Source organism: Acinetobacter pengchengensis, assembly GCF_982235305.1.
In genome coordinates this window covers 1,335,593-1,351,782 of record NZ_CEVATJ010000001.1, presented here as the reverse complement: position 1 = coordinate 1,351,782, position 16,190 = coordinate 1,335,593, and the positions used below count along the sequence as shown (strand labels likewise).

Here is a 16,190-nt window from a genome sequence, read left to right as displayed (position 1 = left end):
AGGATATGCCTCGTATTCCTGTAATTAACACCAGCCATTTAGACCGAATTGATGAATTACTAGTCGATGATTTTGAATCTGGTGAGTTTAAACTGCACCGTTCAGTATTCACAGACCAAGCCTTGTTTGACCTAGAAATGAAATACATTTTTGAAGGCAACTGGGTTTATTTGGCACATGAAAGCCAAATTCCAAACAACAATGACTACTACACCACTTACATTGGTCGTCAGCCAATCATCATTGCGCGTAACCGCAATGGAGAATTGAATGCCATGATCAATGCATGCTCACACCGTGGTGCACAGTTATGTCGTTACAAGCGTGGTAACAAAGCAACTTATACTTGCCCATTCCACGGTTGGACTTTCAACAACTCTGGTAAGTTGTTAAAAGTAAAAGACCCAGCAGATGCAGGTTATTCAGATTGCTTTAACAAAGACGGTTCACACGACTTGAAAAAAGTTGCCCGCTTTGAAAGCTATAAAGGTTTCTTATTTGGTAGCTTAAACCCAGATGTTCCTTCATTAGAAGAATACCTAGGCGAAGCAACCAAGATTATTGATATGATCGTAGGTCAGTCAGAACATGGTCTGGAAGTTTTACGTGGTTCTTCGACTTACACTTATGAAGGTAATTGGAAGTTAACTGCCGAAAATGGTGCCGATGGTTATCACGTCTCTGCCGTACACTGGAACTACGCTGCAACAACTCAGCAACGTAAAGAAAAAGAAGCTGGCGATAACATCCGTGCAATGAGCGCAGGTTCATGGGGCAAACAAGGCGGTGGTTCTTATGGCTTTGAAAATGGTCACATGCTCCTTTGGACGCAATGGGCAAACCCAGAAGACCGTCCTAACTTTACCAAGAAAGACGAATACACCGAGAAATACGGCGAAGCGATGGCAAAATGGATGATCGAGCGTTCACGTAACCTGTGTATCTATCCAAACGTTTACTTCATGGATCAGTTCGGTTCACAAATCCGTGTGTTACGTCCACTATCTGTCGATAAAACTGAAGTGACGATTTACTGTATCGGTCCTGTCGGTGAAGAGCCAGAAGCGCGCACACGCCGTATTCGTCAGTACGAAGACTTCTTTAACGCATCAGGTATGGCTACACCAGATGATCTTGAAGAATTCCGTGCATGTCAAGCAGGCTACGCAGGTATCGCACTTGAGTGGAACGATATGTGCCGTGGTTCTAAGCATTGGATCCAAGGTCCAGACGATGCAGCCAACGAAATTGGCTTAAAACCAAAATTGTCTGGTATTAAAACTGAAGACGAAGGCTTATACCTTGCTCAACACCAATACTGGTTAGAACTCATCAAAAAAGGTATTGCAACTGAAAAAGAAATTGCTGCATCTACTGAAGGAGAAAACGCATGAGCGCGATTACTTTAGAAAATATTGCTCAATTCCTTTATCAAGAAGCTCGCTTTTTAGACGATGAGCAATGGGATGACTGGCTACAGTGCTATGCCCCTACTGCATCTTTTTGGATGCCTGCATGGGATGACAATGACACTTTAACTGAAGATCCACAGTCCGAAATTTCTTTGATTTACTATCCAGACCGTCAAGGTTTAGAAGATCGTGTGTTCCGTATCAAAACTGAACGTTCGTCTGCAACCATGCCAGACACACGTACCAGCCATAACATCAACAACATTGAAATTGTTGAACGTGATGGCGATAAAGTCACGGTACGTTTTAACTGGAACACCTTGAGTTTCCGTTACAAAACTAACTACAGCTACTTTGGTATGTCACGCTACGAAATCGACTTTTCTGGTGACAAACCACAAATTTTAAGCAAGTACGTGGTGCTGAAAAACGATTACATCAACCAAGTAATCGATATCTACCACCTCTAAGTCTGTATTCATTTACAGCAAGGTTAAAACCTTTCAGCCAGATGGAATCTTGGCTGAAAGGTCAAGTTTTAAAGATTTATATAGGATATTCAGCCATGTCAAACCACAATGTTGCACTTCAATTTGAGGATGGCGTTACACGTTTTATTTCTGTTACAGATGGTGAAACACTGTCAGACGCAGCTTACCGTCAAAAGATCAATATTCCTTTGGACTGCCGTGACGGTGCATGTGGAACGTGCCGGGCGTTTTGTGAATCAGGTTCGTATGACATGCCTGAAGAAACTTATATTGAAGATGCATTAACACCTGAAGAAGCTGAACAAGGCTACATTCTTGCATGCCAATGTAAACCAACTTCTGACGCAGTATTCCAAATTCAAGCAACTTCTGATGTATGTAAAACCGAAATTCATGCATTTGAAGGTACTTTGGCTCGTGTAGAAAACCTATCTGACTCGACCATTACTTTTGACATTCAGTTAAATGAAGGTCAACCAGACATTCACTTCCTTGCAGGTCAATATGTGAATGTCGGTATTCCTGGTACCTTAGAAACCCGTTCTTATTCTTTTAGCTCTAAGCCTGGCAACCACTTAACCAGTTTTGTGGTACGTAACGTACCAAACGGCAAAATGAGCGAATTCTTAAGCCAAAATGCCAAAGCGGGCGACAAAATGACTTTTACTGGCCCATTTGGTAGCTTCTACTTGCGTAATGTAGCACGTCCAGTGGTGATGTTGGCAGGCGGTACAGGTATTGCACCATTCATGTCTATGCTACAAGTGCTTGAAGAAAAAGGTTCAGAACATCCAGTACGTTTAGTATTTGGTGTAACCAATGACTTTGACTTGGTGGCGATTGAAAAATTAAACGAACTTCAAGACCAATTTTCTTGGTTCGAGTATCGCACTGTCGTGGCTAATCCAGAATCTGCACATGAGCGTAAGGGTTATGTGACAGGTCATATCGAAAATGAATGGCTGAATGGCGGAGATGTTGATATTTACCTGTGTGGTCCTGTCCCAATGGTAGAAGCGGTTCGTGGTTGGCTAGATACAGAAGGTGTTAAACCGGCAAACTTCCTGTTCGAAAAATTTTCAGCGAACTAAGTTGACCCCTGTTGGAGCATCAAATGGACCGTACAAAAAGATTTGAAAACAAAGTAGTAATCGTGACTGGTGCCGCTCAAGGCATTGGTCGCGGTGTGGCTTTACAAGTGGCGAGTGAAGGTGCTCAAGTGGTTATGGCTGACCTCTCTCCCTATGTAGAAGAAGTGTTGGCTGAAATTGAAGAGCACGGTGGCGATGCGGTAACCGTAAAAGCCAACCTTGAAACTTTTGCAGGTGCAGAATCTGTGGTTGCTAAAGCACTTGAAACTTATGGTCGTGTTGATGTGCTCATTAACAACGTAGGTGGTGCAATTTGGATGAAACCTTTTGAAGAATTTTCTGAAGAAGAAATCATTAAGGAAGTGAACCGTTCATTATTTCCGACTATGTGGTGCTGCCGTGCAGTGCTTCCAGAAATGATTGAAAATCAAAAAGGTACCATTGTAAACGTATCTTCTATTGCAACTCGTGGTATTCACCGCGTGCCATATTCGGCGTCTAAAGGGGGTGTGAACGCTTTAACTGCTTCCCTCGCCTTTGAACACGCAAAAGATGGTATTCGTGTCAATGCCATTGCAACTGGCGGTACAGCAGCACCACCACGTAAAGTGCCTCGCAATACCAATCCATTGTCTGAAAATGAAAAAGCATGGATGCAACAAGTGGTCGATCAAACCATTGATCGCACCTTCTTAGGGCGTTATGGCACCATTCAGGAACAAGTGAATGCGATTCTATTCCTTGCTTCTGATGAATCATCCTACATGACAGGCACTGTTGTACCTGTAGGTGGTGGTGATCAGGGCTAAGCCAAGATCATGACCAACTTCAACAGGATCATTGCATGACGCAAGGAGGCAAATCGTCAATGAGTCATCTGTTCCAAACTTTAAAAAATGACTGGTCAATTTCGGCTACTGTTGCAGGATTCTTAGCAGTGCTGATCTCCTATTCAGGGCCATTGATCATCTTTTTCCAAGCAGCACAACAAGCCCACGTTTCCCCAAACATGATGATTTCATGGATTTGGGGAATTTCTATTGGTGCTGCTGTCGCAGGTATCTTTTTATCCATTAAATACAAAGTGCCTGTGGTTACCGCTTGGTCAGCACCCGGTACCGCATTGCTGGTCACACTGTTTCCAGATATTTCTTTGAATGAAGCAGTTGCAGCCTACATCACCTCTGCTGTGGTGATTTTTTTGATTGGAATCACAGGATATTTTGACAAGCTGTTGTCTTGGATTCCGCAAGAAGTCGCAGCAGGCATGATGGCGGGTATCTTGGTTCAATTTGGTTTAGGCCTATTTACTGCAACCAATACTCTGCCATACATTGTATTTGGGATGCTGGCGGTATTTTTATTGGCAAAGCGTTTTAGTCCACGTTATGCCATGATTTGGGTGCTTGCTGCAGGAATTATACTGAGCTTAATGCTCGGTCAAATTAACCCAATCACCACCAATTTTAGTTTAGCAATTCCACAGTTTATTGCTCCTGAATGGACGTGGAATTCAACCTTAAACTTGGCATTACCTTTAATTTTAGTCAGCTTGTCTGGACAGTTTTTACCAGGTATGGCAATTATTAAAATTAGCGGCTATGACATGCCTGCTAAGCCTATTATTAGCGCAACCAGTATCGCTTCTCTTGCCGTTGCATGTGTGGGAGGAATTACCATTGTACTTGCCTCTATTACCGCCGCATTATGCTTAGGTAAAGATGCGCACGAACTGAAAGAAAAGCGTTATATCGCCGGCGTGGCGAATGGGCTTTTTTATATTTTAGGCGGCTTATTTGCCGGCAGTATTGTCATGCTATTTAGTTTATTGCCTAAAGAACTGATTGCAGCTTTGGCTGGACTTGCACTTTTGGGTGCAATTGCCACCAATATTTCAGTGGCAATGAGTAAAGAATCACAGCGTGATGCGGCCCTCATCACCTTTTTAGCAACTGCCTCTGGTATGCAGTTTTTAGGGCTAAGTTCTGTATTTTGGGGTATCTGTATTGGTTTGATCGCACATTGGGTATTAACCAAACGTAACAGCTCAACCGCCCCCATACCTTCAACTCAAAGTTCCAAAAGTTAATGGACAGGCAATTGTCTAGGACACATTATGATTGATAAAAGTCAAACTTCTTTAACAGAAGTCCTTTCGCAAATTAAAGATGGTTCAACCATCATGATTGGTGGTTTTGGTACCGCAGGTCAGCCAGCGGAACTCATTGATGGTTTGATTGAACTTGGCATCAAAGATTTAATTATTGTAAACAACAACGCAGGTAATGGTGACTACGGTTTAGCGAAGCTATTAAAAGCTGGCGCGGTACGTAAAATCATCTGTTCATTCCCACGTCAGTCTGACTCTTGGGTATTTGATGAACTTTACCGCACAGGCAAAATCGAGCTTGAACTTGTGCCACAAGGTAACTTGGCATGCCGTATTCAAGCTGCAGGTATGGGTCTAGGTCCAATCTATACCCCTACAGGTTTTGGTACTTTACTTGCAGAAGGCAAACCAACCTTAAATTATGAAGGTAAAGACTACGTACTAGAAAACCCAATCCGCGCAGACTTTGCTTTAATTAAAGCACAGCAAGGCGACCGTTGGGGTAACTTGGTGTACCGTAAATCTGCACGTAACTTTGGACCAATCATGGCGATGGCTGCCGATGTGACAATTGCACAGGTTTCTGAAGTGGTAGAGTTGGGTGCATTAGACCCTGAACACATCATCACTCCGGGTATTTTCGTTCAACACGTTGTTGCCGTAGGCGCAAAACAACCTGAACTTTCTACATAACTGTCACGTGAAGGAGAACATCATGAGCTATACCAAATTAACACGTGACCAAATCGCTGAACGTGTGGCACAAGACATTCCAGACGGTGCTTATGTCAACCTCGGCATTGGCTTACCAACTAAAATTTCAAACTACCTGTCTTCAGACAAAGACGTATTCTTACACTCTGAAAATGGTGTATTGGCATTCGGCCCACCTCCTCCAGCAGGTGAAGAAGACCCTGAATTAATCAATGCCGGTAAAGAGTTCGTAACCATGCTTACAGGCGGTTCATTCTTCCACCACGGTGACTCATTTGCCATGATGCGTGGCGGTCACTTAGACATCGCAGTATTGGGTGCTTTCCAAGTGGCTGAAAATGGCGACTTGGCAAATTGGCATACTGGCGCTCCTGACGCGATTCCTGCGGTTGGTGGTGCTATGGATTTGGCCGTTGGTGCGAAAAAAGTCTTTATTACAACCGATCACGTCACAAAAAAAGGCGAAGCTAAAATTGTAGCTGAACTGACTTATCCTGCTACAGGCTTAAAATGTGTAGACCGCATTTACACTGACTTATGTGTGATTGATGTCACTCCTGAAGGCATGAAAGTCATTGAGAAAGTTGAAGGTCTGCCATTTGAAGAGTTGCAATCGATGACGGGTGCAACTCTGATTGATGCGACTCAATCAAATTAAGGGGGAAGTCCCTCCTTTATTAAAGCAGGGATTTAGGGAGGATTTGAGGAATAAAACTACTTCATTAAATCCCTCCCAACCTCCCTTTAAAAAGGGAGGAGTTTTCTTCTTTTAAATATGTGAGCAAATACACAATGAAAAACGCATATATTATCGATGCCATCCGTACCCCATTTGGTCGTTATGCAGGTGGTTTAGCTCCAGTCCGAGCTGATGACTTGGGCGCTCTGCCCATCAAAGCACTTATGCAACGCAACCCATCTGTAAACTGGCAACATGTTGATGATGTGATTTACGGCTGTGCCAACCAAGCAGGTGAAGATAACCGTAATGTCGGTCGCATGTCTGCACTTTTAGCAGGCTTACCGTATCAAGTGCCTGCAACCACTGTGAACCGTTTATGTGGTTCATCGCTAGACGCAATTGCGATAGCTGCACGTGCAATTAAAGCAGGTGAAGCAAACCTGATTATTGCGGGCGGTGTTGAATCGATGAGCCGTGCGCCATTTGTGATGGGTAAATCTGAATCTGCTTATGGTCGCAGTCAAAAAATTGAAGACACCACAATGGGCTGGCGTTTCATTAACCCGAAACTCAAAGAAATGTACGGCGTAGAAACGATGCCGCAAACAGCTGAAAATGTAGCGGAACAGTTCAACATTAACCGTACCGATCAAGACTTATTTGCTTTGACTAGCCAACAACGTACTGCTGCTGCACAAGCACGCGGTTACTTTGACAAAGAAATTATTGCGGTGGAAATTCCACAACGCAAAGGTGAGCCTGTCGTTGTTGCTGCAGACGAACATCCACGTGCATCAACCACAGCAGAAGTATTGGCAAAATTAAAGCCCGTGGTAAAAGCAGACGGTACAGTGACTGCAGGTAATGCATCAGGTATTAACGATGGTGCGGCTGCCCTACTAATTGCTTCTGAAGAAGCTGTTGCACAACACGGCTTAAAACCACGTGCCAAAATCATTGCTTCAACTGTTGTTGGTGTTGAACCACGTATTATGGGGTTTGGTCCTGCGCCTGCAATCAAAAAATTGTTGGCACAAACAGGTTTGACCATTGAGCAAATGGACGTGATTGAGCTGAACGAAGCCTTTGCTGCACAAGCTTTAGCATGTACTCGTGACTTAGGCATCGAAGATGGCTCAGAGAAAGTTAATCCTAATGGTGGTGCAATTGCTTTGGGTCACCCACTCGGTGCATCTGGTGCGCGTTTGGTAACAACAGCACTGAACCAACTTGAACAAACTGGCGGTAAATACGGTTTATGTTCAATGTGTATTGGTGTTGGTCAAGGTATTGCTTTGATGATTGAACGTGTTTAATCCTCATTAAAAGCCCCCCTCTCATAAAGGGGGATTTAAGATGGATGTATAAGATTAAGGATTTAAAAAAAATGCCAACATTTACATCAAATGATGCGCAAATCAACTACCAAACTTTTGGAGATGCTGCAAAACCTGCACTAATTTTTTCAAACTCGCTTGGTACAAACTTCAAAATGTGGCAAGCACAGATTGATTTTTTCCAGCAGGATTTTTTTGTCATTTGCTACGACACACGTGGTCACGGTGCATCATCGGCGCCGCAAGGCCCATATAGCATTGATCAATTGGGCCAAGATGTTGTAAATCTACTCGATCATTTGAATGTTGAAAAAGCAACATTCTGTGGTATTTCTATGGGGGGTTTAACAGGTCAATGGTTAGCGATTCATCGTCCTGAACGTTTTAATCAGGTGGTGGTGTGTAATACTGCAGCAAAAATTGGTCAAGAACAGGCTTGGAATGACCGTGCCGCATTGGTACGTGAACAAGGTTTACAACCGATTGCTTCGACTGCAGCATCACGCTGGTTTACTGAACCCTTTATCCAAAGCAACGCGACAGTGGTCAATAATCTTCAAAACGACTTGGCAGCTGGCAGCGCCGAAGGTTATGCGAGCTGTTGCGAAGCTTTGGCTAAAGCGGATGTACGTGAACAACTCACAGACATCACTGTGCCTGTTTTAGTGGTTGCAGGTCAGCAAGACCCTATAACAACAGTTGCCGATGCTCAATTTATGGTTGAACGTATTGCCAATAGCCAATTGTTTGAAATCAATGCATCGCACATTTCTAACGTGGAATTGCCAAACGAATTTAACCAAGCGGTGAAGCAATTTATCCAAGCATAAACCTGATTGTTAAAAGTTAAAAAAGAGCTCTTTCGAGAGCTCTTTTTTTATAGATGAATCCACCATTAGGCAACCTGGGCTTAAATTAGCTCCACAGCAACTGCGGTTGCTTCACCACTACCAATACATAAAGATGCCACGCCTTTTTTCGCACCAATTCGTTTAAGTGCATGAATGAGCGTCACAATAATACGTGAGCCTGAAGAACCTAAAGGATGACCCAAAGCACACGCTCCGCCCTGAATATTAACTTTGGCAGGGTCTAAATCAAAAGCATCTATCGCAAGCATAGTCACCATCGCAAAGGCTTCATTAATTTCCCATAAATCTACATCTGTAACCGACCATCCTGCTTTATCTAGCACTTTTTGAATTGCACCTACAGGAGCAAGAGTAAACTCTGAAGGATGTTGCGAATGTGTCGCGTATGCTACAACTGTTGCGAGCGGTTTTAAGCCACGCTCTGCAGCAACTACATCTGATGTAATCACCAGAGCAGATGCACCATCTGAAATAGAGCTGGCATTGGCAGCTGTAATTGTGCCATCTTTTTTAAATGCGGGACGCAAACTGCTAATTTTTTCGATTTTAGCATTTAACGGTTGTTCATCCTGATCGACAATCACCTCACCTTTACGTGAATGAACAGTAACAGGCACGATTTCATTTTTAAAATAACCGTTTTGAATGGCTGCTACCGCACGATTTAAAGAGCGAATTGCGTATTCATCCTGCTGCTCACGGGTATAGTTTTTCTTGTCTGCCATATCTTGCGCTAATACACCCATCGATAAGCCTGTTTCAGCATCCTCTAAACCTTCCTGAAACATGTGGTCTGTGACTTTGCCGTGTCCCATACGGAAACCTGCACGTGCTTTATCTAGCAAATACGGCGCATTCGACATAGATTCCATACCACCAGCGACCACAATTTGCGCTGAACCCGCCTGAATAGCATCGGCTGCCTGCATAACGGCTTTCATTCCAGAGCCACAAATTTTATTGATAGTAGTTGCACCTGTACTATCGGGCAAACCTGCCTGACGCATCGCCTGACGTGCAGGGCCTTGCTTTAAACCCGCAGGCAATACACAACCAAAAATTACTTCATCAATATCTGTTGCACATAAGCCTGAACGGGCAACCGCTTGCTGAATCGCAACCGCGCCTAAATCTGGTGCAGTACAACTGGCCAATGAACCTTGAAAACCGCCCATAGCAGTACGTACAGCATCTACAATGACAATCATTTTTTATTCCCTTATTACCGTCTTTTAAGTTCTTCACGCAAAAACCACACTTTAATTTGCTTTTAATAACATCCCTCTGTGGGTTTCAAAGTAAATCACGTTAAATGTAAATCAAAAGATCAACTGATATTCAGGCAAATAGCTAAAATATCGCAGTTGATTAGCGTTTAACTTTTACTGTCACTTCCAGAAAAATAGAATAAAACGCTATAGAATCCAATTTTATTTCACCAAAATGACCTCTTTGGTTCAGTTTTATTGACAACAAATTTCAGTTATGGATTGTGCTATTTTTCACGTAATCCGTCATTCGTAAATACATACGTGTTTTAACCAATCATTTGTATCGGGTTTCAAGACCTTGGTGCTATTTCCAAGTTGCTCAAACTGCACTAGACTCCAACATGCTTAATTGGTTGTATTTGGAATATTGATTGATGACGACTCTACGCCAAGAAAATTTCCGACGTCGTAAAGAGAAAATTTTGGCAATGGCTGAGGTTTTATTACTGGAAAATCATAATGATATTACATTAAGTGAGTTGGCTGCAGAGCTAGATATTGCCAAAGGCACAATTTATAAATATTTCAAAAGTAAAAATCAGCTGTATTTAGAGTTAATTATTTTAAATGAGCAGCGTTTATTGGATATTTCCAAACAATATCACCATAATTTTCAAACTTATGTTTCTCAGTACATGCTGTATAACATGCTTAATTCCAACCGTACGATTTTACTGCACTCAATTGAAGAACGCTTAACCAATAATGAACGTAAACTAAATGAGTTGTTTGAACAGTTATACGATATCCGTGAACAGCGTATTTTAGAAATTAAAGACATTACACAAGCTTATTTGGAGTCCTTTAACAGTGCCATGTCGATCCGTGATTATCTATCTTATATTTGGACTGTAACTTATGGTGCGTCCTTATTACTTAACTCCACACATTATCAAAAAGCCATTGGATCACGAGAACGCTTAATCAAGTTATATATTAATCAAGCGCTGATGACGCCAGATAAAGTATCTTCGATTATTTGAGTTGGATTGGTAATCCTCCCATAAATAACCGAAGTTAAAAGTAGAGGTTAAGCAGCCATTAGAGGTGGCTTTCCTTTGTTAGCTTGATGTGGTCTTTCATGGTTGTAATGCCACAACCAGTTTGTTGCATAATCTTGTACTTCATCCAAAGTATCAAATAAATGCTTGCTCAGCCAACTATAACGTATGGTCCGATTATAGCGTTCAATATACGCATTCTGCTGTGGCTTACCCGGTTGAATATATTCAATACGAATACCGTGCTCAGTAGCCCAGCGCACAAATTCGTGACTGATAAATTCGGGACCATTATCGCATCGGATCACTAACGGTTTTTCTCTCCACTCCAGCAATTGATTCAACGTACGAATAACCCTGATTGTGGGCAATGAGAACCCTGCTTCAATGGCTAGGCCTTCGCGGCGGTAATCATCAATCACATTCAATAATCGAAACTTGCGACCATCGGAAAGCTGATCATGCATAAAATCTAATGACCAAACCTGATTTTCTCGGATTGGTTCTTTCAATGGTTCAGGCGCATGCCGTTTTAGTCTTCTTCTCGGTTTAATACGCAGATTCAGTGCCAACTCACAGTAAATGCGGTAAACCCGCTTGTGATTCCAGCAGCAACTCCCAACATGCCGTAAATACGAGAAGCACAAACCAAAGCCCCAATCGGAATTTTCCTCAGTGAGTTCAATGAGCTGTTCAGCAATGAGTGCATTGTCATCGCTGAGATTGGCTTGATAGCGGTAGCAGGTTTCACTAATGCCAAATGCTTTACAAGCCAAACGAATACTAATGGCATGCTGGGCAACTGCCTGTTGTGCCATCTTACGCCGGCAAGATGGCTTTACCCTTGCGTAGCAGTGCTACTCATTGCCATCGCTTCCTGGATGATTTCGGCCTTTAATCGCTCTTCCGCATACATCTTTTTAAGTCTGGTATTTTCGGCTTCTAGCTCTTTCAGTCGATCCATTAATGATGTATCCATACCACCATATTTGGCACGCCATTTATAAAAGGTAGCATTACTCATGCCGTGTTCACGGCAAAGGGTCGCTACAGGTGTGCCAGATTCTGCCTGTTTCAAGATGGACATGATCTGACTGTCAGTAAATTTAGATGTTTTCATGCAGAATCTCCTGCTCGTATCTTAAGAGAAAATTCTACTTTTAGATCCTATTATTTTTAGGGGGGATTACCGATTCATTGCTGATCCTGTTAAAGATTAGAGTCTGAATACAAAGAAAGTTGCTTTGCAGAATGTCTCTTTATCCACCTTATAAATTTATTCTCCAAATAAAAAATCCCAAAGTTAAAACTTTGGGATTTTTTTATAGGATTCTAGCAATCTGAAGACACATCATTCTGCACTAATATCTTCAAACAAAACTGAAGATAAATAACGCTCACCACTATCAGGTAAAATCACTACAATATTTTTACCTGCATTTTCAGGACGTGCCGCCAATTTTGCAGCTGCAGCCATTGCTGCACCACTTGAAATGCCGACTAAAATACCTTCTTGAGTTGCTGTTTTGCGTGCCCAATCAATTGCTTCAGCACTTTCAATGCTAATCACTTCATCCACCAAATCTAAATCTAGGTTTTTTGGAATAAAGTTGGCGCCAATCCCCTGAATTTTATGTGGTGCAGGTGTAATGGCTTCGCCACGCTTGGTTTGACCAATAATTGGAGATTCTGCAGGCTCAACTACAACACTATGCAATGCCTGACCTTTTACCTTTTTAAAATAACGAGAAATACCAGAAATCGTACCGCCTGTACCTACACCTGCAACAAGAATATCAACCTTCCCACCTGTTGCTGCCCAAATTTCTGGACCCGTAGTTTCTTCATGAATTTGCGGATTGGCAGGGTTGTTAAATTGCTGTGGCAAAAAATAAGTTTCTGGATGTTCAGTTGCCAAACGCTCTGCTTCATCCACCGCGCCTTTCATGCCTTTTGCAGGCTCAGTCAGCACCAAATTTGCACCCAAAGCTTTCAAAACCTTACGGCGCTCAATACTCATGCTTGCAGGCATAGTTAGTGTAATCTCATAACCTTTTGCTGCAGCTACAAATGCCAAAGCGATTCCTGTATTACCGCTGGTCGGTTCTACAATATGCATACCCTCTTTTAGCACGCCACGTTTTTCTGCATCGGCAATTAAAGCTGCTCCAATACGGCATTTCACAGAAAATGCAGGGTTACGGCTTTCCACCTTGGCTAAAACCGTTGCACCGCTAGAAATTAAACGGTTAATACGTACCAATGGCGTGTTACCAATCGCTTCTGCATTATTGCTATATACGGCAATCCCTAAGTTTGCTGGTGTTGGAAAAGCTGCATCTGTGGTCATGATTATTCCCTAAGTTATATCTATAATAAACAAAATTTAAATTATCATACTTTTTTATAAGTTTTTTGCCGATGTTTCACTAAAATTGTTTTATACAAAAATATGATTAGCTTTCAACAAAATGCGAATTAGAATAAAGAGATGATGACCTTAGTTTAATTGTCGATTTTCTCGGCACTTGGGTTTGAAATTCGCTATTTATTTTTTGACAATAGCAACACATAACAAAATGTAGGGAATGCAATGTCCAATAAACGTCACAGTCAGCTTTATCGTAATTTCACTAAAAAAATCTTGAATAAGATTGTGACGCCACAAGTATTAGGCTCGACTGCAGAATTAGAACATCGTATTGCACAAAGCTCTGAAAAAACACAATTTTGTTATGTGCTGCAAGATGCCTCTCTCAGCAATACCGTCTTGATTGATCAGCAGGCGCAATCTCGGGGTTTACCTTCCGTATATGCGCCTTTGAACATTGCCGAGCATCAGGAAGATGATTCCATTTTGGTCTTACATGAGAAAAACCCACAGCACAGTGCTTATCACTACTCTGCCAAATTGATTCGTTTAATTGAAATCTTAGAGCAATATCCTGAACATGATGTGCTGTTCGTTCCCGTGACTGTACTTTGGGGACGCTCACCCGAATACGAAGACTCTTGGTTTAAAGCATTATTTGCCGATGCGTGGTCTACCCCAAACAAGCTTAAACAAACCATTAATATTTCACTTTATTCACGTGATAACTATATCGAGTTTCATAAAGCAATTTCTTTACGTCAGCTTATTACACAAGCTACACAACAACAGCCACACTTATCGCCTGCACACTTTATTGAGCAATATCTAGAACACAATTTTAATCAATACAAAGAAGCAATTTTAGGACCAGACTTATCTGACCGCCGTAATGTAATTCATGCTTTGATGAAAAGTGAAGCGGTACAACAAGCTATTCGCAAAGAAAGTATTGAAAAAAAAGTGAGTATGTTTGAGGCAGAAAAACGCGCTAAAAGCTATTTAACTGAAATTGTATCGGACTTTTCTTATTCGACTTTGCGTTTTGCTGAATTGGCACTGACCAAGCTTTGGACACAGCTCTACGATGGCATTGAAGTGCATCACTTTGACACAGTACGCGAACTCGCCAAAGATTATGAAATTGTCTATACCCCTTGTCATCGCAGCCACATCGACTATTTATTACTGTCTTATGTAATTTTTAATCGTGGTTTGATGGTGCCGCATATTGCAGCAGGTATTAATTTAAATTTACCGATTGTGGGTCAACTCATGCGCGGTGCAGGTGCATATTTTATTCGCCGTACTTTTAGCGGCAATGAACTATACACCTCAGTATTTAAAGAATATCTACACAGTTTATTGTCACGCAATACCCCACTTGAATACTTTATTGAAGGTGGACGCTCACGCACAGGTTTATTGTTACCACCGAAAAAAGGCATGTTGTCGATGACTATTCAAAGTCATTTACGCGGAGCAACCAAACCTATTGCATTTATTCCAACGTATTTTGGTTATGAAAAACTGATTGAAGGTACATCTTATTTAAATGAATTGAACGGCAAACCAAAAGAAGCCGAATCATTATGGGGCATTTTAAACTCTGCCCGTAAAATTGAAAAAGTCTTTGGTCAGGTCTATGTCAACTTTGGTGAACCTGTATTTTTAGATGATGTTTTAATAGCCAACCAAGCACGCGATGTCAAACTAAATATAAACGACGAACTACCGACCTCTGTAATTCATACGGTAGATCATACCGCGCATGCGATTTTGGAAAATATCAATAAAGCCGTAGTGATTAATCCAATTGCGCTTATTTCTCTGATTTTATTAAATGCCGATCAGCATGCCTTGACTCAAGATGAGCTACTCACTCGAATTGAACAATATCGACATTTGCTCAAACAATTATGTTACGACCCGCGTATGATTATTACGGGGTTAAATCCACAAGAAATTATTGAATATGCGCTGAAACTTAAACAAGTGCAGCGTTATAACCAAGATGGCGTAGAAGGCATTCGAGTCGCTGAAAGCCAAAAAATCTTATTGAGCTATTTTAGCAATAATATTTTGCACTGCTTTATTTTGCCTGCGTGTGTCGCATTAATTGTGCAGCAGTTTAATGAACAAAACTTGGCATTATCACGTGCAGATTTAATGCAAAAAATGCAGGCGATTTATCCATATTTGAAACAAGAGTTTTTCTTGGCATGGGCGCCGCAAGACCTTGCTCAAGAAATAGAAAAAATTGTGGCGTACCTTATCCAACAAAATTGGATGACAGAAACAAATCGCCAATTACTGCCGAACCTAGCTACACCGCATGAACTCTATGCCTTAGCGGAACTGGCGAAACCAAGTTTAAATAATTTCGTATTGATTCAAGAACTTTTGCTGCGTTATAGCGCACACATTCCTTTAAATCTTAAAGTTTTAGAAAAAATGACCAAAACCGTATTACAACGCGCTGCAGATTCTGCACAATTTAAGTCTGCGTATTATTTTGATAGTGCCACACTAAAAAGTTTTATTAGCACTTTAGATCAACAAGCCTTGTTACAACACAATGCTACACATATAAGCCTAGATGATACTTTTAGTGCCAAAATGTCAGAATGCTTTGCTTGGTACAACCCAGCAATTCACGAATTGTTAGCTGCATCGAGTGAATTTAGTGAGAAAGAATTAAAAAATTTTGAACAGGTGAAAAAATAGGTTTTATTGTAACTCAGCCACTTTTTTATCAATTTTTTGATTAGAATATCAGCCCTTTATTTATGATAGGCTGATATGATTTAAAAAAGCATAATTGTTCTCATATATAAC

The 16,190-nt window shown here is 41.6% G+C and carries 13 protein-coding genes and 1 pseudogene; 11 read left to right on the top strand and 3 right to left on the bottom strand.

Features of this window, described 5'->3' with window-relative positions:
- Positions 1-5: 5 nt before the first annotated feature.
- The 9 genes from benA (at position 6) to pcaD (ending at position 8,667) form a co-directional block, all read left to right on the top strand.
- Positions 6-1,394 carry a benzoate 1,2-dioxygenase large subunit gene (gene benA, locus AC0T5Z_RS06615; protein WP_291337707.1) on the top strand — a complete coding sequence of 463 codons (1,389 nt, stop codon included), beginning with the start codon at positions 6-8 and terminating at the stop codon, positions 1,392-1,394.
- Entirely contained in the window at positions 1,391-1,882 is a 492-nt protein-coding gene (benB, locus tag AC0T5Z_RS06610) for a benzoate 1,2-dioxygenase small subunit (protein ID WP_291337705.1), read from the top strand. Before benA ends, benB begins: the two co-directional genes overlap by 4 nt.
- A 95-nt stretch (positions 1,883-1,977) precedes the next feature.
- Positions 1,978-2,994 (top strand): benzoate 1,2-dioxygenase electron transfer component BenC, encoded by a 1,017-nt coding sequence (benC, locus tag AC0T5Z_RS06605; RefSeq protein ID WP_291337703.1) that lies wholly within the window; start codon positions 1,978-1,980, stop codon positions 2,992-2,994.
- A 23-nt stretch (positions 2,995-3,017) separates the two neighbouring features.
- Positions 3,018-3,803 carry a benzoate diol dehydrogenase BenD gene (benD, locus tag AC0T5Z_RS06600; protein WP_291337701.1) on the top strand — a complete coding sequence of 262 codons (786 nt, stop codon included), beginning with the start codon at positions 3,018-3,020 and terminating at the stop codon, positions 3,801-3,803.
- 59 nt (positions 3,804-3,862) lie between these two features.
- Positions 3,863-5,083: a benzoate/H(+) symporter BenE gene (gene benE, locus AC0T5Z_RS06595; RefSeq protein WP_435337209.1), complete on the top strand. Its 1,221-nt coding sequence runs from the start codon at positions 3,863-3,865 to the stop codon at positions 5,081-5,083.
- 27 nt (positions 5,084-5,110) lie between these two features.
- Positions 5,111-5,797 (top strand): 3-oxoacid CoA-transferase subunit A, encoded by a 687-nt coding sequence (locus AC0T5Z_RS06590; protein ID WP_291337699.1) that lies wholly within the window; start codon positions 5,111-5,113, stop codon positions 5,795-5,797.
- 22 nt (positions 5,798-5,819) lie between these two features.
- The gene (locus tag AC0T5Z_RS06585; RefSeq protein WP_291337697.1) at positions 5,820-6,476 is read left to right on the top strand and encodes a 3-oxoacid CoA-transferase subunit B; all 657 of its coding nucleotides are present in this window, start codon (positions 5,820-5,822) and stop codon (positions 6,474-6,476) included.
- A 134-nt stretch (positions 6,477-6,610) separates the two neighbouring features.
- Positions 6,611-7,816, top strand: coding sequence for a 3-oxoadipyl-CoA thiolase (gene pcaF / locus AC0T5Z_RS06580; RefSeq protein WP_291337695.1), 1,206 nt, complete (start codon positions 6,611-6,613; stop codon positions 7,814-7,816).
- 71 nt (positions 7,817-7,887) lie between these two features.
- Positions 7,888-8,667 (top strand): 3-oxoadipate enol-lactonase, encoded by a 780-nt coding sequence (pcaD, locus tag AC0T5Z_RS06575; RefSeq protein ID WP_291337693.1) that lies wholly within the window; start codon positions 7,888-7,890, stop codon positions 8,665-8,667.
- A gap of 80 nt (positions 8,668-8,747) precedes the next feature.
- Here the strand turns inward: pcaD and AC0T5Z_RS06570 are convergent, their stop codons facing one another.
- Positions 8,748-9,917, bottom strand: a complete 1,170-nt coding sequence (locus AC0T5Z_RS06570) for a thiolase family protein (RefSeq protein WP_435337193.1) — start codon at positions 9,915-9,917, stop codon at positions 8,748-8,750.
- Between the two features lie 437 nt (positions 9,918-10,354).
- Here AC0T5Z_RS06570 and AC0T5Z_RS06565 point away from each other — a divergent pair, with 437 nt between their 5' ends.
- On the top strand, positions 10,355-10,963 hold the full coding sequence (locus AC0T5Z_RS06565; protein ID WP_291337688.1) for a TetR/AcrR family transcriptional regulator: 609 nt from the start codon (positions 10,355-10,357) through the stop codon (positions 10,961-10,963).
- 47 nt (positions 10,964-11,010) lie between these two features.
- Here AC0T5Z_RS06565 and AC0T5Z_RS06560 read toward each other — a convergent pair.
- Positions 11,011-12,101, bottom strand: a pseudogene (locus AC0T5Z_RS06560) (IS3 family transposase).
- Between the two features lie 231 nt (positions 12,102-12,332).
- Complete coding sequence (gene cysK / locus AC0T5Z_RS06555) at positions 12,333-13,331, bottom strand: cysteine synthase A (protein WP_435337728.1); 999 nt, start codon at positions 13,329-13,331, stop codon at positions 12,333-12,335.
- Between the two features lie 243 nt (positions 13,332-13,574).
- Here cysK and plsB point away from each other — a divergent pair, with 243 nt between their 5' ends.
- Entirely contained in the window at positions 13,575-16,079 is a 2,505-nt protein-coding gene (gene plsB / locus AC0T5Z_RS06550; protein WP_435337729.1) for a glycerol-3-phosphate 1-O-acyltransferase PlsB, read from the top strand.
- Positions 16,080-16,190: the final 111 nt, after the last annotated feature.